Genomic DNA, 19,477 nt, shown 5'->3' on the forward strand with positions numbered 1-19,477 from the left:
TTGTATTTAATTTATCAACCTATGAAACGTCAATCTCGGACATCTCATGGATCACAGTTAAGACTACTTTTCTAGTTCAGCCAACCTCGCTTTCACCTTCTTCAGCTGTTCATCTTTCTCTATCAAATGCAGTGTCAACTCTTCGATCTTCTTTAGCAGTAGCATATTCATCTCTCCCAGCTCTACACCGTTGGCCTCCATCTCTGCGGCAGAAGGGATTTCTGGTAAATGACGGTTTTGCTGGATGTATTCGGCTGTTTCTTCTAAAGTGGTGAGTTTGTAGTCGTCGGCAAAGACATAGTCTGGAGCCACACCCGCTCCAACCAATACTTTTATTTCCTGTGCATCCATTTTACCAGCTACCGATAACATGGATGTAGGATTAGTAGTACCTACGCCTACCTTACCTCCTCTATATAAGGACAGTACTGCTGTTCCCCAATTAACATCTTGGTCAGCTCCAGTAGATGGTGGGCTGATATAAAAACGGATACTAGAATGGTCAGTATAAATCATTTTAGCACCATGATAACTGGACCCAAACGATTGTGCATTGAATTTATATTTAGTGTTTCCTGTGGTAACCAAGCCCCCGTTGACATACCCATTAGAAGCGTATGCACTAAATAAAATACCTGCACTTCCACTCCAGGCTCTTTGAGCCAACTCAGTATAAGTCCCTCCTGATTGAGAGATTCGGTTGGTAGTCTCAGACCCACTTACCTCCAATTTAGTAGAAGGGGCAACCTTACCAATCCCAACCTTTCCATTGGACAGCAAGGTCATAACCTCTCTATCACTACTAGTACCGTCATGGAAATTAAAGTAAAAACTGAGACGATCAGATTTATCATCTCCCCACTGAATCCTAGAATATTCCCCAGCATTGTCTACAAATAATTTTAAATGATCACTCACATCATAGCCCATTAGATAGCCATTGACCTTTATATTATCATCTGTCGTACTAGTATCTCCAGTATCATTCCAATTCTGGGCTATACTGGCGTTAACTAGACATATTGCAAACAACAACACCAACAAATATTTCATTTGGTTTTTCATAATGGATAGTGGATTAAAAAAATGGATAATAGATGCCCTACGGAACTGTCGCTAGCACATAGCAGTATCGACGAAAAGGGCGGGTAAAATGTAGGGATATGTGGTTGGTTCATGACTCTTTCTTGCTCATACTTATTACTGGAGCACGCGGTGCTCATCTTCATTTTTGCAGTAATAATTGTTCTCAGAAATGCTGCCGCTATAATAAGTCTCAAGTCCGACAATGTCAAATTCAAGACAGATTACTTTTCCACAAATACGTCTGATAACACTTAGTTTTCAGAGGTTTAGGATTTCCAAAATGGAATAGTAGTAGACTTAATCCAGATATACTTAGGATGCTGGTGGGTGGGTTTCCATCCTCTTCACTGATCATTCCTTTGGTTACAAAAAAGCCGAAAGCAAATCTCATATTTTGATTTCGGCTTTTTATGATTATCATACTGCAGGCATTGAAAATGCCTCAAAAGGTTTTAGTCGCATTCGGAAATGCGACCGATCGGGATGCCATCTGGAATTGTGACCGAGTAGGATGAGAATTAACAAAATAGCTTCACATTTAAGGTTCTAAACCTTCATTACCGCATATCCACCATGCAGAGCATGGCGGGAACGGGGTCGCTGGATTACTTAGTAGGTGAAGGGCAAAACGCTGCTTTTGATAAGAAGACAGTCAAACGATTAGAGGATATTGCCTCCTTCTCTGATGAAGATAAAAACCATATCCTTTACACACTGGATGCTCTAATCAAGAATGTCAAGCTCAAAAGCCTGTAAAAACAAAAGCCCAACCATTTCTGATTGGGCTTTCGTTCATTTCTTCTTAGTGTAAATATGTCCGTCCCATTCGAGCTCATTCTTGCTTAAAACTTTTACAAAGTCACCATTTAACCGAAGAGTACTCAAGTAACAAGCCGTTAATTCTGGGATATCAATTACAAACTGATTCGATTGTGGATTTGTCACTTCATATCTCATGGTTGAAACGTAATTTGGTGGCATGTTAGGTCTCCAACCAAATGTACTATTTACTGGATGAGCTGTAATCTCAAAACTCTTAACAAATACATCTTTTGGTAACCCTAGAACTATTGTGTTTGAATAAAACCTAGCCAGATTCACTTGATAGTCAATCTGAGTTCTATTAGTCTCAACAGAGATTGTGTAATAAAGAACCCTAGCTCTATCATTCTCCTTATTGTACTTTTCATGTACTTCTTCAATTGGGTTTCTGATCAAGAAGTACGTACTATCCGTTGATTCAACAACCTGCTCATTAACCTGCATTTCGATCAATGAAGCTAGTTGCATTGGATTCGTGTAAAGCTTAATAAAGGAAGATACATTCTCATCCCTTTCCCAATAACCAAAAGCTAGAGTATCACTACAATGAAAAAGTGCTAAATGAGAGGTCTCGTGAGTATCGATAAATAAAAACAAATCTTCACTTAAATAAAGCTTGATATTATCCATTTCGTCATGAACATATGCCCCCTCAATGTTTTGAGCTACAAGTCCTTCAAGTGATAGGCTTAATAATAGCGCTACTAATAATCCTCTCATTACTGTTTAAACTTTACAGTCTTGCCTTTCTGGATTTTCTTTTGATACTTTTCAGAAGCTCGTATTCCTTGCTGTCTTCGCAAGTACACTTTATTTCTGATATCAGGGTACACATAGTTACCATTATCATCTTTCAAGTTTGCTATATTTTCAATGACTCCCCATCTTGTTTCAGCAGCACCTGGACCGCTTCCCGTGTAACCATATTGAGCTTTGTATCCCGCTACTTCATCATCAGCACCATAAGTTTCCGGACTCGTTCCAAGCAAATTATTATTCTTATCAAAGGATAAACCTTCGGCAGATACAAGCGACAAAGACACATGTTTAATTTCATGCACATGCAATCCATCGTTCGAACCATAAATATTAATTACCCCATCTTCTCCCTGAGTAACCCCATGCTTACCACTACCTTGATTGTCTCCACTAACTAAATCATAAACATGATCCTGATCCGCTCCAAGCGCTACAACATCTGAGATCGTTCCTTGTAAGCTTTCTACCCTGCCATCAAGTTTATCAATCTTCTTCTGAAGTTTAGATTTTTGCTTGTCACTCAAACCACTGTCATTATTAAGTTTATATTGTGCTTTTGCCCTAGATTCAATTACGCTACCTAATCTATTCAGAACTTTGTCAATTAAATCATCAGCCTCTTTCTGATCTTTCCAAATCATACCAGTTGGATCAATATACTTTATTGGATTATTCTTTACATAGTGATATGGATTCCAAGACTCTTGCATAACATTAGCAAGTGGATCTATTTGAAGGAATCTTCCAATTGTAGGATCCATCATTCTAGCCCCGTAATCAAGCCATCCAGTCTCGTCTTGTAGCTCCTTCCCATTATAGAGATATTTGTTATCATTATTGAAGGAGTTGAATGTCAAACCAAAAGGATAGTAATCATCCGTCTGTGTGATTATTACAGATTGATTTTCTTTCGATACTGTCACTCTCACATTGCCCAGGTGATCGGTCAGGTTGTACTCGTATTGGCTGGTGGTATAATTGTATCTACCCTCAGCTGTTTGAATAAAAGAAAGTTTCAAAGTTGGCTCAGTTTCCTCTGGTAATTGACTCATTTCATAGTGAATACCGCCTACATATTCAGTTGTATCATTGCCAAAAACCTTTTTAAGTTTCGTTCCCGCAGCATCATAAGTATAGGTCACAGTACCACCTGGTGTTACTACCGACTGAGGTAGGTTCATATAGTTATAAGTGATGCTGCTGATGCCTTTGTTGGCGTCAGAGATCATATTACCATTCGCATCATATGCATAGTCATTACCAGAGTTGGTTCCATCCTTAAAGCCTTTAGCCTTGTGATTGGCAGCAGCTCCATCGCTCACTTTACTTAGTCTATTCGGGCTTGTTGATTCGTAATAATCATAGTCCAACACGTCGATTTCATGCCCCCCCATTTTCCTTGTTAAGTCATGGATATTTCCATTGGCATCATAAGTAATATTACTTACATCATAATGCCCGCCCTTATTTGCACTCGAATATGTGGCTCCCTTTAGTCGATTGACAGGATCGTAGGTATAAGTATAGGTTTGATCATTGGTATTATCACCGCCTAAGCTTTTCCATTTCATCTTGGAGATATTACCATTGTACTGCCTATCAGCTACTGGCAAGGAAGTATCTATATAGGTCAACTCCATCCCGAACTTATCAGTTCCACTGGTCGTTCCATTGTTGATTTTGGTCAGCCAGCCTCGGATGTTGTAGGCATAGTCTACATTTTGTATCCCTGCCAGATCTTTGGCAGTGAGCTCTCCCAGTTCGTTGTAGCTCATCGCCACAGTACTGCTTTTACCATCTATGATCGTAAGGGTGGACTCCAGTCTACCCACATGGTCGTAGGTATAGATCTCTTCTATATTTTTAGACACAATTGATGAGCTGTGATAGCGTTTCGTCTTTTCTACTTCCCCTGAGAAGAGGTACTTATTGGTCACTTGATCATAGCCTCCCATATGGTTTTCTGTAAAAGTCTGAATCGGGCGATATTTGTCATCGTAGTAGATCACAGATTTTAAATAAGTATTGGTTCCATCCAGCACCTTTGTTTTTGAGGCGGTTACCTGGCCTTTTAGCTTTGGGTTCACATCATCACTATCTGGATAGCCATCATTTAGTTCTTCAAATGTGTAGCTATTCATAAAACTCGGATAACTGTCATAGTAGGTCACTGTCAGCACATCATTGTTAGATACGCTAGGATAGCCGACATTGTTGTATTCATGTATACTTCCTCCACGACTCACGTAGCGGGCCGAAGCACTTTGGCTTTTCAAGTCTTTCTGGATCTGGTCTCTTGAGCGGGTATCTGTCGTGATACCTGTCATCACCGGACGATTGAATTGGTCATATTTGGTAAAGGTCCATTCATTGGCACTTCGTTGGTTGCCATCCTGTGTCAGCACCAGTCTATCCCATTGATCATAGACCATGTAGACCCAGTCTGCACCAGGCACCTTCTTGGCAATCATGCGCTGGCGCTCATCATAGAGATACTCGAAGGCCAGGTCTTTGAACTTACCATAGCGAATCGCAGGATGACCAGTAGCGGCCAGAAAGCTCTTATTGCTAGTGGCAGTAAAACTAAAGCCAGGTCCTAGTGTGATCGAATGCGCTTCGCTAACATACACCTCTCCTCCTCCAAAATCTGGTTCATCTATAAAGAAATCTTCATCATGGTATTGATTATCATCGTCTGCCACATTAATTGGTACATTCTTTCTTGTAATGTAAGGAGGTAGAACATAGCGTAGGTTACCAAAATCATCATAAACATAGTAGGTATCCAGCCAATCATCTGTAGTAAGGCCATTGCTTTGTTCATCTTCTACTCGTTTGAGTATGGTACGACCCTGCTTGTCTATGTATTCCACTACTTCATGGTTGTTTTCATCTTCCGTTATATTCTTGTACAAACTACCTGCGGCAAAATGGCCATTTTGCTCGGGTAGTCCCGATGGGTCCAGTTGCCAGAGTTTAACCTCACTGGCTCCTACGGTCTCGTAGCTCATCTCTACTGGACGGCTACTCCAAGCACTACCTGGGCCATATTGCTGAGTCACTCGGTTGAGAGGTGAGGGTTCATAGGTCACATGACTATAATAGTTGGTTGCTTCATTCGCTACTCCATCTTCTGTAGCCGAATAAAAGTCATCAATATTGGTTTCCCAGTTGGTATCTGAGCCCACTGCAGAAGTTCGCGTATAGGGCAAATAGACAGTGTCTTGGCGCCCAAAATCATCATACGTCACTACACTGACTATATCCTTATTCTCAGGCGATTGACTCTTGGCCACTGTCTGGGTCGGTCTGCCTAAGCCGTCGAAATACTGCTCAGTTACTACTGCAGAACCAGCGTTAGTGGCACGGTATTGGGTACTTCGTACATAGTTCTCATCTTGAGCCCAGCCTTGAAGACCAGTCATCAATAGCACTAGGATTAGGATTGGTTGTTTCATCGCTAATTTCTTCATAGTTAGGCTGGTTTATTGGTTTTTGTAATTGTACTCGTAGGCCGACACTGGATTCCCCTCATCATCAATCACACGTTCCAGTCTTCCAAAATCATCATATTCGTAGTAGGTCGTCCTGCCGTTGGGGTCGGTTTGAGAGGTCATTCCTACCAATGGATCGTAGGTATAGGTGGTGACCATAGAGTTTGGCAAGGCATTTCGAATTGAAACATTCACAGTTCTTAATTGGCTCTCGGTGAGTTGATCATCCAACTGGACTAAATAACTCCCCGCGCTAGTCGCAACTTGATCGTAATCTTTCTCCCCCACTATTTTGGCTACTACGCGGTTATCGCCATATCCACGAAACAAAACGGTGTTGATGTCTTCATTGGGTTTATGATACTGTAAGACATTACCTAACAAATCATAATCATCGAAAACAATTTTTTGTTCTAAATCTCGCTCGCCAAATGCTATTTTAACATCATAAGAAGCTAGTATCGATCCCCCATCATAAAACTTCCAGGAATTCCTCTGTGTTTTCAATAATTCATTGTCAAGAAATTCTGATTGTATTATGACAGGACTAATAATATTATCATCTATTAACGATGAGTAAATTATATCATTCGGATAATCATGCGGATACTTAAAAGTAGTAACCCGTTCTTGATCATGGTTAACCATCCTTGAGACTTGATCCAATAGATAATTGAAATCATCATACCGATGACTGACTGTGGTAATCAACCTATCCCCTCCGGCATATTCGATCGTCTCAGTACTTACAAGTTGATTAAGAAAGCTGGTATAGCCAAAAACAACTACATCATACATTCCTTTTGTCCCATCTGCTAAAATACATTCAATTGCGCAGTACCCACTTCTAGGGCCATAATAGGTATCTACAGCTTTTATGTTGAGCATATTCCTTGTGAAGTCCACCACATGGTATTGATTCTTTACATATTGGACAGTGTCAAGATCAGAATCCAAAATAATGTACTCCTTCAACGTGCCATTTGTAGAAGTATAGTAGAGGTTAAAATAATTGGCTATTTGGCTAGGTGATTCATTAACAAAATAAGAAATCGATTCACCCAGATTTTCAGTACCATTTACTTCTCTTACAATCACTCTATCGTAACCTACATTGGCTTGTGAATTTGCATTATGCATGCTCAAGAAGTTGTTTGAAAAAAAGCTAAAAGCATCTATCATTTGAGTTGAAGTATACCAACCGTCAATTCCTCTATCATCATAATAACCAGTAGTAATCGTAACAGTCTGAAAATTATCCATTGTCCTTAGCAATCTTCCACTACTGACCCCATCTTCATCTACATAACTATAGTCTTTTTTAAGCACGATTTGATTTTGTTCATCGTAATTGGTCACGGTTTTCACACGTAGACCTCCCCCAATTCCACCGGAAATATTTAGAACCGAATCCATTGCCTCACGGTCATATTCGTGATATTTCAAATTAGCATAAACTATAGGTTGATAATTCTGAAACGGAATGTTGGACGGAGCTCCACAAACTAACCTGTAGGAACCTGCGGGTAATTCGAAAGTTTCATCCCAGGTACTTTGCTGACCCAGATTATACATATGTGAGTTAGCTCCACCCGAAAGATCGACTATGCCAATATTACTTGAACTGAAATCATAATTACCCGAGATATTTACTCCACCTTTAATATTTACTTCCGTCAACTCTTCTAATGTAAAAGGAACCGAAAGAACCGACATACTCGGATAACCAGCTGGCTCATTAAAATCGGTCACAGAATGGGCTACCTTATCCGGTATAAACAAAGATTGCTCTGAGGCCGAAAACATTTCCTTATTGTAAAAATCATGGGGCTCAAATTCAAATTCCGTCCTACCTCCGGTCGGATATGTAATTGATTTCAATGTACCTGTCTTTAGATACTCACCATCGGTAAATCGATTTGCAAATTGTAAATCATAAAAATTGGCGTAATAACCATCCCAATCAACATTTCCAAAATCAGACTCGAGGTATTGCATCACTTCAGGGTTCGGAAGCAAAGAATGCTGATTTCCATATAAGTTAGATGAATTTTCTTGACCGTTGAAATACCCCCAAAAATCCTTGGCAAAGGAAGTTTTGCCTGGTAGCAAATGTGTTTCTTCATATGAAAACACATGAGTGAGACTATCATCACTATTTACAGGATTCAATTGAGAACAAACTTTCCAATTTTAATCGAAGTGTTTTAGCATCTGTGGGTAAAGGGGCATCGCCTTGTTCATCCTTAATATAATCGCCACCCACATTACTGGAGTTAAAATATCCATAATTGAATTTATAGAGAGTTTTTACACTTTGATCCAGACTGTCAATAACTGATATATATTTCAGTTTACTTCCTGCAAAATCCCTTCTTCCGCCTTCATATTGAAATGACACTCTTTGCGTTTTGGTTTTGATAGCTTTGAGATAGTAATTCGAAACATCACCAGGATAACTAAAACTACGATTAACTGGTTGACTGGAAGGATAAAGACCTCTAACCGATTCTGACATTTTCGGTAAAGTTCCAATATTTAAGCTTTGGTAATCAAAAACGATTTCGTTACCATAAACATCCACTATTCTTGTCATATGCCATGCATTGGGCATATTATCATAATTATCATATTCGGCTACAGAAAAGTAATACTTAATTCCCTGCTCATCTGTAATGACAAACTCCCATTTGACTGAAGTAATATCGTTAAGTTCTATCATGCATTTATTCTTCTCTCCTACCAATATGGGTTCGAGAGTACTAGGATGAATAATAAATGTAAAAGATCTGTTGGGTAAATTAACCTTATATAAATCCAATTCTCCCATACCCATATTAGCTGCTATACCATACCCTTGCAAGAAATCAGGTGCGAATCCTGCAGGTCCACAACCATTAAATGCACACCCCCATGTATTATACGGAGACTCACTACCAACATTTACAATTCCTCCAGTATTCGCTGCTATAAAATCCAAATTCTTTTGCCAACCTTCCCATTCAATTCCCACAATTGGTGTTTCTCTGGCCCCAACCGCAGATACTGTAATATTTCCCCCGGCCATTAAGTTCCACCCTAATCCCACGATGGTAGCCTCCTGATCCACAGTAATACCTCCTGCATGATAACTTAAACTGATAGGAACTTCCATATTTTTAAACTTAACCGAGTGTAAAGGGATACTAATATCTGGAACACCAGTATACAAGCTCACAGGTATTTCGCCATAGCGCTTAAAAGCGGATACCTCAGGAGAAGTTTGAATGAACACAGGTTCTTGGTAAGGATCATTAATTGGTTCTTGCGAAAAAGCGATAGCTTTTAAGAAAAACACAAACAAAAAAGCAATTAGGACTCTCTTCATTTTATCTGATTTTCCAATTTTTCAATTCTTTCATTCTGCTCTTTGATCAGCTCTTGCTGCTCTATCACGTGCAGCGTCAGTTCCTCTATCTTCTTTAGCAGGAGCATATTCATTTCACCCAACTCCACGCCATTGGCTTCCATCTCTGTGGCGGATGGCACCTCTGGTAAATGACGGTTTTGCTGGATGTATTCGGCTGTTTCTTCTAAAGTGGCGAGTTGATAATCATCAGCAAAGACATAGTCGGGCCAGTTGCCAGAGACCTCTACTTTGACTTCTTCCATCAATGCTTTACCATCTACAGCGAATTTGTAACCAGAAGGTAAATTGATGGTACCCACCGTCAAACCTGTCCTGGCATAGACGAGCTCTGTATCATAGTCCACACTAAAGAGGTCGGTTCCAGGACTCCCTGTATTGCCCTTTTCTACAATCAGAGCATTTGGGGTCGTACGATAGAGCAATTGAAGGCCTGCATCAGAATCTCCAAACAGGAAACCATGAGGCCCTCCCGCTCCTTCACCAAGTGAGATAAGCGCACTTTGACTATTGATAAAAAGATCTATACTCGATGATCCATCAGGACCGTTGATGATCACAGGATCTGAAGTCCCTGCTTTGCCCAAAGTAACAGCCCCATTGACGGTAAGATCAGTAAGTATTGCACTATAAAACTTGGCATTGAGCGTGCTCATGTTGCGCGTATCGATCAGAAAGCCCAATAGATCAGTATCGGCATCATAGTAAAAAAACTTCGGGGTTTGATCATTGATAAATGATCCGTCTCCATCGTCATTCCTATCCCAGAGGAGATAGGTAAAGTTGGGGTCCTTCATAGACGCCCCATAATCTGTGGTTTCGTAATTGTCGTATTTGACTCCTACCTGAGCCTGCGAAATAAGAGATATCAGCAACATTGCCAATATGGACATGGTGGTTTTCATCTGTAATAAGGGAATTAGTGTATAGTATTGATTTGAATTGATTCGCTAGTGATGTGTCCGACTGATGATCGAACATGGGTAAAGAAAGGGAATACGAATCGCTGCGATCAAATCTCGGGCTACCACCTATAGAAAGGACACTGAGAAGGGACATTCTCATCCAGAGTTTATTAACGGTTGGATTCATTTCATCTTTCATAAACATACTTTTCCTCTAAATACTTAGAGGGATTTTTCACATAGGGTCAATGTGTTAAAAAGTAGTTTCTCTGAATGCTGCACCACGATGATAGAATGATCCGGTCGGATTGTCAAGTTTTTTTTTGACTTTCTACTTTTCGCCCTCGTCCTAACACCGTTAGACCTCAGAAGCTTACTTGCCGATTCGCCTCCTTTTATTTATCCTTGCAACCGGGTCATTGATTGGACCTCCCGCAGCAAGAGAAAACTATCGTTTGAATAAATTATTGGATCGCACCCATCCAGAAGGACAGCCATTGCCTTTTTGAATGGGATGCAAAGAATTGTAAAAGCATGAATATCAAAAAAAGAATCAACCTTGGCCTATGCACTTTAGCCTGTCTACTTCTGTCCTGGCAAACTCAAGCTCAAACTAACAAAATAGGAACTTCAGGAGATGTGGGGATTGGAACAGATAACCCGAACTTAAAGCTTCATGTCGTAGATGACGTATCCAACGTGGCGAGATTTGAAAGTACAAACAATACTGATAATGCTCAATCTACGATGCTCTTGAATGTAGGATTAACCTCAAGAGCGATGATTAAATGGCACAAGGAAGGCGGAAGCTCATACAAAGGTGCATTAAGTTTTGGAACTCGAGGCGTTGATGGTCTAAAGGAGCGGCTATTTATTAATGGTGATGGTAAAGTAGGTATTGGGACAGAAACTCCCTTTTCGACTGCACATGTTAAACATAGCGAATCTGGTCTTGGAATTTCAGATGTTAGTGGTTTGATTGTTGAAAACAGTGGGAGCAGTAATGATTATTGCGTATTTCAAGCTGTGACCAAAGGCGGTGGTAAAAGTTTTTCTATAACTAATGCAGGAAATGTAGGAATCGGAACAACCACCCCTGACGCTAAACTAGCCGTAAAGGGCACCATCCATACCCAGGAAGTAAAAGTAGATATGAACGGCTGGTCGGACTTTGTCTTTTTCGACAACTACAATCTTCGCTCCCTAGAAGAAACCGAGCAATACATCCAGGAAAACCAGCACCTCCCTGACATCCCCAGCGAGGCAGAAGTCACCGCCAACGGCATCAACCTCGGAGAAATGGACGCCAAGCTCCTGCAAAAGATCGAGGAGTTGACGCTATATCTTATTGAGCAGAATAAGGAAATCGAATCTTTAAAAACAGAAATAAAAGCACTTAAAAATCAATCAAAATGAGAAGCCTACTCCCACTCCTAATTATTTTATTCACATACCAAATTGCATTTGGACAAAACAAATTGGAATCCACAGGTAATGTGGGTATTGGAACTTCCAGTCCTAATTATCTCTTGCACGTTAAAAAAGGATCTTCAGGAACCAATGGTCACAATTTTGCTGATATTTTGGTGGAAGATAACGATAAAGGAATGATTCAAATCGTCACTCCAAGTACCGGTATCGGCTACTTCGGTTTTGGCAATGAGCTTGACAATTACATTGGAGGAATGCAATATGATCACACCAACAACCGCTTGATTTTTAGAGCTAACAATCATAATTATAATCTTTCAATTGATAATAATGGCTCTATTGGGGTTGGAACTTTAACTCCAGCCACCACATTAGAAGTAAATGGTGATATTTCACTTTCTAGAACTCACAAAATCACTTTTCTTGAAAAAGTCAATGGTGGAACTAGAGCCTACATAGGCTCAACAAATGGCAAAAATGGCGATTACAATTCACTAGTATTTGCCGTTGGCGGAGGAACCGAATCTATGATTCTTAGACATAATGGCAATCTAGGGATTGGGACACTTACTCCAATTAATAAACTTCAAATCAACAATTTAAACAATGACGGTATAAATCTAGATAACAAATTTAGGTTTAGAACTTCTGGTACTTCTAACAATTTTGTATTGGAACATATCGCTGACAATGGCAATTTGTATTTCAGAAGTATGGTAGCAGGTGATGCCGCTGGAAATATCATCATCAACGATTTAGGTGGGAATGTAGCTATCGGAGGCGCATCTACAGGATCACACAAACTGGCTGTACATGGTTCAATTGGTGCTCGAGAAATCAAAGTAGAAGCTAGCGGCTGGTCAGACTTTGTCTTTTTCGACAATTACAACCTTCGCTCCCTAGAAGAAACCGAGCAATACATTCAGGAGAACCAACACCTCCCTGACATCCCCAGCGAGGCAGAAGTCACCGCCAACGGCATCAGCCTCGGAGAAATGGACGCCAAGCTCCTGCAGAAGATTGAGGAGTTGACCTTATACTTGATAGAGCAGAACAAGGAAAATCAAGCCCTTAAAACTGAAATGGAATCTCTAAAATCTCGATTAGAAAAACTCGAAAAGCAATAACTATGAAACTCTACACCAAACTTACTTTCCTCTTGGTAATTTTTACATTATCTACCAAAGCCCAAGAATGGAATGATCCTGCAACTACATCAGATTGGAATCAGTTATGGAAAAGCTCTTTTGTCCAGGGACAAGATGCTGCAAATGCACCTGAGTCAACCGGTTGGTTTTGGGGCATCAACATGAATCACAGTTCAAACAGCACCGCATATAGATACAATGGACAAATCGCAATTAAAAATGCATATAACCAGCCCACCATGTACTATCGCAGCACCAAAAGTGATGGACAAGGGGTTTGGGCAAGAGTCATGAGCGAATATTCAACGTCGATTGGTCTGTTGACCATGACCAATTCGATTCGAATCAATGGTAATAATCTGCATGGTGATAACTTAGATTTTTTACAAAACACCGGAGCTCTATTAGTGGGCTGGAACCGCAGTGCATCCCATGGTGAAACTGATTTTATTTCAAACCGAGGGACAGGATCTGAAGGAGGTTTCGAATTTAGAGACATAAACAATAGTGGGGTTGAAAAACTATTATTAAAAATCAATGGCGATGGCAAAATCGGAATTGGCACAAGCTCTCCAGATCATTTACTTCATATCAAGGCAACAGGCTGGGCTTATAGTGTGCTGGAAGCCGGAGCTAATTCCGCGTCCATCCTAGAATTAACTAATCCTGCAAAAACTTGGCAAGTTCAAAATTCTTCAAATAACAAATTTATCATTAGAGACAAAACCAACAATGCTGCAAGATTAACCATAGATGATAATGGTAACGTGGGAATAGGTACCTCATCCCCTGACGCTAAACTAGCCGTAAAGGGCACCATCCATACTCAGTAAGTAAAAGTAGACATGACTGGCTGGTCCGACTTTGTCTTTTTCGACAATTACAATCTTCGCTCCCTAGACGAAACCGAGCAATTTATTCAGGAGAACCAGCACCTCCCCGACATCCCCAGCGAGGCTGAGGTCACCGCCAACGGCATCAACCTTGGAGAAATGGACGCCAAGCTCCTGCAGAAAATTGAGGAGTTGACCTTGCATATGATTGAGATGAATAAACAGAATATTGAACAGCAAAAACTCATTGAATCACAAGCCATCAATATCAAACAACTGGAAGAAAAAATTGAACAAATTAAAAAGCTCTAACTATGAAAAAAATCATTGTAATTATTTGTTGTCTAATTTTTACCTTCTCTACCTCTCAAGGACAAAGCAATCGATTAGAATTAGGACCTCATCCAGAAGAAAACAATTGGTTATTTTATACCAAGCCCAATTCCGGCCAACTCGAAATAGCTCCTAGAAAGACTTATGATGGAGGAAGCTGGGGTTATGATTGGTCAAAAAGTTTATTATACACCAAAGCAGGTGAACTACGTGTTGGACATTATTATGGATTTAGAGATCAAAATGGTCGTATCGGTTTTAATAGTGATCAACAAGCCTACATTGACTTTCACTATTCTGGCTCTTCTATCAATTCTGGTCAACTAATCTTAGCATTTGGAACTGCAGCAAGCAGTGCTATGAACTTTGGTAGCAACACTTCTAATGGTTTTGAAAAATTGATGAGCCTTTCTCAAGGCTCCAATGGCCTAGGCCTACTGACTATTAAAGGCCACTTACATTCACGTGAGGTCAAAGTAGCCATCAATGCAGGACCAGACTATGTATTTGAATCTGATTATGAACTAAGATCTCTTCTGGACACCAAAAAATTCATTGAAGATAACAAACACCTGCCAGAGGTACCAAGTGCCAAGGAGATGGAAGCATCTGGCGTGGAACTGGGACAAATGAACATGCTACTTCTCAAAAAAATAGAAGAACTTACCCTCTATCAAATCGAACTTCTGGAAAGACTAGAACATGCCGAAGAGAAAATACAGGAATTGGAATCGAAAAATTAATCATAATGCTAGTCTCTATCCAAGAGGCTAGCTCTTTGGTTTACTTGAGATGGTGAAGATGACTTTCGATCTCCATTGTCTTCTCAGCATCCACTTTAGCTTCTCGCGCAAAATCAACCCAATTCTTCACTACGGTATTAATCTCCTCAATGATCTTCTCCCCTTTTTTGATGCTATTGGCCTTAGCGATGGTCATTAGGTCGGCTTTTGTGATGTCTTTGTGTTTACCATTGACACTGAGCGTTTGCTGGTTGACCCAGTGGTTGTTAGGATCATATGCGTAACAGACATCATAGGCCGGAGACAGTTCCCATTTCCCGCCTTGCTTTAGGCGAAATGCAAAATTCTTGGTGTGGTCATCGCAGTTAGTTGCTAGTACATTGAACACCATTCTTCGAAACATCTGTTCGGCCTCAGGATAAGTCAATCTGAGCACACGCATGGTCTGAAACAGTTGCTCATAGCTATAGCCTTGCATATGATTGTAGTCAAAGTGCTGGATACCGCACAGAGTCTGAATGTGATGCTTAACGTTATTAGCCTCTCGATCAAATCGCTTGGTCATAAAGTGCGTTCTTTTCCCATCGTTCAGGATTTTACACTCCATCATGTCTATACCGCATTCCTTAGCCATTAGGTAGTACGCATACTCCACTTCACCCCAGCCCATACTTTCTCCAAACTGCGCACCGCTAACGCCATCTAATTTGATCAGCCAATGTTCAAATCCCTCGTCCACTTGTGCCTGTCCAGACCGCACTTCTCCAGATTGCTCATTATAGGCAATCACTGCTTTTGGTCTAGCACCACCGGCAGACGTACCTATTCGGAGAATCTCTTTGACACCCTGCTCTTCTTCCTTGTTGAGCTTGGTTTGAAATGCTTCTCTATCCGAAAGCATCTTGCGAGCCACATCTACCAAACTATTGATTTCCAGACTTACAGTACCAACACTGGCTTCCATCTGTGCAGGTCTAAATTCCAGTGCGCCCATTCCTCTTGAACCTATGAAACAGAGCTGCTCCACTGGATTCATGCTATTGGCTGGCCGGCCTTGTCTGGCTAACCAAACATTCATGAGCTGACTACCATATCGGTCAGGCAGGCTGTCTGCCAGTAATCCTGGTAGCCCTTTGTAGGTATCTTCAGATTCATCTTTTCTTTTCCTCAACTCAGGGAACTCATAAATACGATTCCCTTGCTGAATCGGCATTTTGATGGGAGACAAATCCCAATCTTTAGACAGAAATTTCCTATCATATTGAAAGCTCGCCAGCTGTCTACCCTCATCCCAGCGTACCGCTCCCACCAGCTCTCCCCAGATCAATACCTCTGCTACATCTACCATCCTAAGTCCGTTTTATGTTCCTGATCTTTTCTTTTTCCTGTTGCCTTCTTTCTGGCTTGCTTTTGAAGCCTGGCATATTCTAGTGGGCTAATGCTATGATCCACTTTAAAAACATCCATGACGTATAATAAATCTAACACTCTAAGCACTTGGAGTAAAGTACTTAGCGTTACCTTCTCCCCTCGTTCTAAAAGGCTCAAGGTCGACCGGCTGATACCTGCTGCATTGGCCACTTCCTCCTGGGATCTATTCTGATTGAGACGATGATGCTGAACGAAAACACCTATCGTCTGGCTCAAGGCTACATCACTCATCGACACCCAATTTATGTATGATTTATCATTCATAAAATCAAATATAAACAATTATTGAATGATTAATCATACGATAAAAAATTTATCAAAGATAATGATATAAAAACTTGTGTTATGATTTAATATTTCAAGAGAGAGACCTAAATCATTCTTAGGTCTCTCTCTTATGTTAACTCATTTCGATCACCTTGGCAAAATCAAAGCCTTGATGTTCACTATGTGATACATAACCAAACTGGTTGGATCTGAACTTGACTCCAAGGGCATCAACATTCTTGTCCCAGTGGTTGTGACCATAGATCCAATAGTCGATATCCCACCCCTCAATTCTCACAGACAAATCCGCCGTAAAGTATCTTTTAATAATTGGACCAATGAGCGAATTAGAACCCTTTGGATAGCCATCAGTTTGTGGACAAGGAACAAAATGAGATACCACTACTCTAGGATTTGTTTTTTCCTTATTCAGTTCAGTACTGAGCCATTTCACAGCCCTTTGATGAAGCTCATCATGATGCTTATAAGTATAGCGCTCACCATCATATTTACAGCTACGAAAATCGGCAATGTAATTTTTGATCATGTGATGTCTAACTATCGACCAAAGTGTAGTGAAGTAAAAATCTACTCCTTCGATATGAACTTTTTGATGATTGAGGTATCGGACATTAGGATAGATCTTCAGATCAATATCAAAAGCCTGAGAGACATCTTCATTCATATACCATTCATGGTTACCAGGGATAATATAAACCTGTTCCCAATTTTTGGATAGCCACTCAAAGTAGCTATCTCGCGTTACTTGCCGGTTAACTATGTTATCTATATCCCCTGCTAATATCAAGTATGGAGCGACTGGCTTCAGGTTATTGACTTGTGTCAAATAGTGGTGGTTATTTTCAAACTCCAAATGGAGATCACTTGCGTATTGGAATTTCATAGCTATCGTTATTTCGTCATCATTAATTCTTTAAACTTACTTTCTCTCATCCTGTACAGGTTCTTATAGTGATCCATTCTGGCTTTGCCTTCCTTGTAAAAATCCTGAGCATAGAGAAAATCCTCTTCTTCTATCATGAATTGCTTAATCCTTTGATAGCAGGTAATGATAGCCTCGGTCGGGAAAGCTTCGATAATATATTCCCTTTTTCCTGGAACAGCCCAGGGTTCTAGCAGCTTGATCATCATCTTTTCGATCAACTCTGCTTGCCAAAAATGATCCCAATGATCATGGTGCTCTACTTGAAATTGTTGGCCTTTATGCTCCTTGTTGTAGTAGCGATACCTAAGGCTCCACCGTCGGGATATACCAAATTTACTCACCCCATTTTCCAGTTTCAACACATAAAAGAAACCAGGCATCTCTAATCTCTCGATCTTCATAATTGTATTAGTTAGAATTAAAAATTTGTTTGTTCACCGAGAGACGACAAACAATTTTTAAGGCTAACTGATACCCTGCCTTTCTTCTAATTCATATCACGGCCTCTTCTCCTTTTTCGCTTCTTTCTCAATTCCTCTTCATCCTCTTCCTCATCATCTGATTTTTTTTGCCCTGGTCCTATGAATGGTTTAGGTGTGTACCCTTCTTCATGAGTAGGGGCTGGATCTTGAGCCCGTTCAACTGTAGGTTGAGTATTAACTTCAGTAGATGGTTGAATGGTTATATTCATTTCAGGCATTTGACTAATGAAAGCCTTTTTGATGGATTCTTGCATCTGCTTGTTCTGATAGGTTTTGCCCAATTGGCTTGCTTTGAAAACCTTATCTCCCATTTGATAGGATAATCCATAGACCTCTCCAGATTTTGCGTGAGAATGAAAGTGCATCTTGACCCCTCTACCATTCAGTTCCTTTTTGAAATTGACAGTAAATTGTTTTAGACTAGAACCCCTTGTTTTTTTCAGACACTCTTGAACGGCATCCTTGATCTGGGTCTTGACCAGTTTATCTCCTTTCCCTTTGGCATGCTTTCTTTCTGCATGAATCTCTTTTGAGGATTTATTCTTTTCACCCTTTCCCCAATCCGGACTGGGCACTTCTTTCAACCCAAGCATAACCTCAGTAATTCGAGCAAAGTCTACCGCTTCACGATAGGAAAAGGAATCTGAAACAGTCTTGCCATTATAAGAGACACGTGACCCAATTATATGGATATGTTCATGGTCCCGATCATTGTGTTTGATAATTGCATACGGCGCATCGGAATACCCCATATGATCCATGAAATCATGAGCGACCTCTTTCCACCGATCGTTTGTCAATCGCTCGCCTATCGGTAAACTCAATGAACCATGAAAGACCTTCTTTTGCAGTCTTTGATTTTGATCAGACACACAGATCATCGCCTCCAATTGTTGATCAGTTGGTAGGTCTCCCATATTATCTCCCAGGCTCTCATGATTCTTATCTTCTTGAGTGAGATAATTCATCAGACCCTTGAAGTCTGTGCCCGATTTCACCTTAGGGATCACTTCAATTTGGAGTTTACATTTTCAATTAAACTCTTGAGTTCTTTCAACTCTTTTATGCGATTGACAGCCATCAATTTTGCAGCTCTGTTACCCGAGTTCAAGGCCTTACTTATCTGATTCAAATTATTCCCAATTCTATAGAGTTCTATCTTCACTGCTTTGAATTCCGGGAACGGCTTTTCCTTGATCTTCTTGTTCATCCCTAGCTTCACCAGCTGCAATAATGTCAGTTTTCTATCCTCGCAGTAGCTGTTTATTTCAGCAAAATCTTCCAAGGTACACCTAAAGGTTTTTCGCATCACTTTCTTTTCTAGTTCTTTAATCTTTGGTCTTGCCATTTCTTTTAAAAATTACAACCACAGGGCTAGTAATTTCGAGGTT

At 40.4% G+C, this 19,477-nt stretch carries 18 protein-coding genes; 6 read left to right on the forward strand and 12 right to left on the reverse strand.

The genetic code is table 11. From position 1 onward, the window contains the following. Window positions 1-63: 63 nt before the first annotated feature. A complete protein-coding gene (locus tag N7U62_RS12400; protein WP_264138295.1) occupies window positions 64-1,065 on the reverse strand; it encodes a tail fiber protein in 1,002 nt (333 codons plus the stop codon). Between the two features lie 603 nt (window positions 1,066-1,668). Here N7U62_RS12400 and N7U62_RS12405 point away from each other — a divergent pair. Beyond that, the gene (locus tag N7U62_RS12405) at window positions 1,669-1,842 is read left to right on the forward strand and encodes a DNA-binding protein (protein ID WP_264138296.1); all 174 of its coding nucleotides are present in this window, start codon (window positions 1,669-1,671) and stop codon (window positions 1,840-1,842) included. Between the two features lie 36 nt (window positions 1,843-1,878). Here N7U62_RS12405 and N7U62_RS12410 read toward each other — a convergent pair whose 3' ends face one another. The 5 genes from N7U62_RS12410 to N7U62_RS12430 are packed head-to-tail and all read right to left on the reverse strand — an operon-like array spanning window position 1,879 to window position 10,472. Beyond that, on the reverse strand, window positions 1,879-2,628 hold the full coding sequence (locus N7U62_RS12410; RefSeq protein ID WP_264138297.1) for a hypothetical protein: 750 nt from the start codon (window positions 2,626-2,628) through the stop codon (window positions 1,879-1,881). Further along, window positions 2,628-6,140: a DUF6443 domain-containing protein gene (locus N7U62_RS12415; RefSeq protein ID WP_264138298.1), complete on the reverse strand. Its 3,513-nt coding sequence runs from the start codon at window positions 6,138-6,140 to the stop codon at window positions 2,628-2,630. Before N7U62_RS12415 ends, N7U62_RS12410 begins: the two co-directional genes overlap by 1 nt. 12 nt (window positions 6,141-6,152) lie before the next feature. Beyond that, window positions 6,153-8,333 carry an RHS repeat domain-containing protein gene (locus N7U62_RS12420; RefSeq protein WP_264138299.1) on the reverse strand — a complete coding sequence of 727 codons (2,181 nt, stop codon included), beginning with the start codon at window positions 8,331-8,333 and terminating at the stop codon, window positions 6,153-6,155. After that, on the reverse strand, window positions 8,317-9,528 hold the full coding sequence (locus tag N7U62_RS12425; RefSeq protein WP_264138300.1) for a hypothetical protein: 1,212 nt from the start codon (window positions 9,526-9,528) through the stop codon (window positions 8,317-8,319). Before N7U62_RS12425 ends, N7U62_RS12420 begins: the two co-directional genes overlap by 17 nt. Continuing rightward, on the reverse strand, window positions 9,525-10,472 hold the full coding sequence (locus tag N7U62_RS12430; protein WP_264138301.1) for a hypothetical protein: 948 nt from the start codon (window positions 10,470-10,472) through the stop codon (window positions 9,525-9,527). Before N7U62_RS12430 ends, N7U62_RS12425 begins: the two co-directional genes overlap by 4 nt. A gap of 534 nt (window positions 10,473-11,006) precedes the next feature. On the opposite strand from N7U62_RS12430, the gene N7U62_RS12435 reads away from it, so the two are divergent. From N7U62_RS12435 to N7U62_RS12455, 5 genes are read left to right on the forward strand one after another with little or no spacing between them, the layout of a single operon-like run. Further along, on the forward strand, window positions 11,007-11,888 hold the full coding sequence (locus N7U62_RS12435) for a tail fiber protein (protein ID WP_264138302.1): 882 nt from the start codon (window positions 11,007-11,009) through the stop codon (window positions 11,886-11,888). Beyond that, window positions 11,885-13,030, forward strand: coding sequence for a hypothetical protein (locus N7U62_RS12440; RefSeq protein ID WP_264138303.1), 1,146 nt, complete (start codon window positions 11,885-11,887; stop codon window positions 13,028-13,030). The genes N7U62_RS12435 and N7U62_RS12440 overlap by 4 nt, the downstream gene beginning before the upstream one ends. 2 nt (window positions 13,031-13,032) lie before the next feature. Next, window positions 13,033-13,884: a hypothetical protein gene (locus tag N7U62_RS12445; RefSeq protein ID WP_264138304.1), complete on the forward strand. Its 852-nt coding sequence runs from the start codon at window positions 13,033-13,035 to the stop codon at window positions 13,882-13,884. A gap of 12 nt (window positions 13,885-13,896) precedes the next feature. Further along, window positions 13,897-14,196, forward strand: a complete 300-nt coding sequence (locus N7U62_RS12450) for a hypothetical protein (RefSeq protein WP_264138305.1) — start codon at window positions 13,897-13,899, stop codon at window positions 14,194-14,196. Between the two features lie 2 nt (window positions 14,197-14,198). Next, window positions 14,199-14,960, forward strand: coding sequence for a hypothetical protein (locus tag N7U62_RS12455; protein WP_264138306.1), 762 nt, complete (start codon window positions 14,199-14,201; stop codon window positions 14,958-14,960). A gap of 40 nt (window positions 14,961-15,000) precedes the next feature. Here the strand turns inward: N7U62_RS12455 and N7U62_RS12460 are convergent, their stop codons facing one another. The 6 genes from N7U62_RS12460 to N7U62_RS12485 form a co-directional block, all read right to left on the reverse strand. After that, window positions 15,001-16,308 (reverse strand): type II toxin-antitoxin system HipA family toxin, encoded by a 1,308-nt coding sequence (locus N7U62_RS12460; protein WP_264138307.1) that lies wholly within the window; start codon window positions 16,306-16,308, stop codon window positions 15,001-15,003. Then, the gene (locus N7U62_RS12465; RefSeq protein ID WP_264138308.1) at window positions 16,302-16,622 is read right to left on the reverse strand and encodes a helix-turn-helix domain-containing protein; all 321 of its coding nucleotides are present in this window, start codon (window positions 16,620-16,622) and stop codon (window positions 16,302-16,304) included. The genes N7U62_RS12460 and N7U62_RS12465 overlap by 7 nt, the downstream gene beginning before the upstream one ends. A gap of 169 nt (window positions 16,623-16,791) precedes the next feature. Next, a complete protein-coding gene (locus tag N7U62_RS12470; RefSeq protein WP_264138309.1) occupies window positions 16,792-17,562 on the reverse strand; it encodes a metallophosphoesterase in 771 nt (256 codons plus the stop codon). An 8-nt stretch (window positions 17,563-17,570) separates the two neighbouring features. After that, window positions 17,571-18,005, reverse strand: coding sequence for a hypothetical protein (locus N7U62_RS12475; protein ID WP_264138310.1), 435 nt, complete (start codon window positions 18,003-18,005; stop codon window positions 17,571-17,573). Window positions 18,006-18,091: 86 nt separating this feature from the next. Then, the gene (locus tag N7U62_RS12480) at window positions 18,092-19,054 is read right to left on the reverse strand and encodes a relaxase/mobilization nuclease domain-containing protein (protein ID WP_404818022.1); all 963 of its coding nucleotides are present in this window, start codon (window positions 19,052-19,054) and stop codon (window positions 18,092-18,094) included. 38 nt (window positions 19,055-19,092) lie between these two features. Then, window positions 19,093-19,434 carry a plasmid mobilization protein gene (locus N7U62_RS12485; RefSeq protein ID WP_264138312.1) on the reverse strand — a complete coding sequence of 114 codons (342 nt, stop codon included), beginning with the start codon at window positions 19,432-19,434 and terminating at the stop codon, window positions 19,093-19,095. Window positions 19,435-19,477 lie beyond the last annotated feature (43 nt).

Source organism: Reichenbachiella ulvae (assembly GCF_025833875.1).
GTDB classification, from domain to species: Bacteria; Bacteroidota; Bacteroidia; order Cytophagales; family Cyclobacteriaceae; genus Reichenbachiella; species Reichenbachiella ulvae.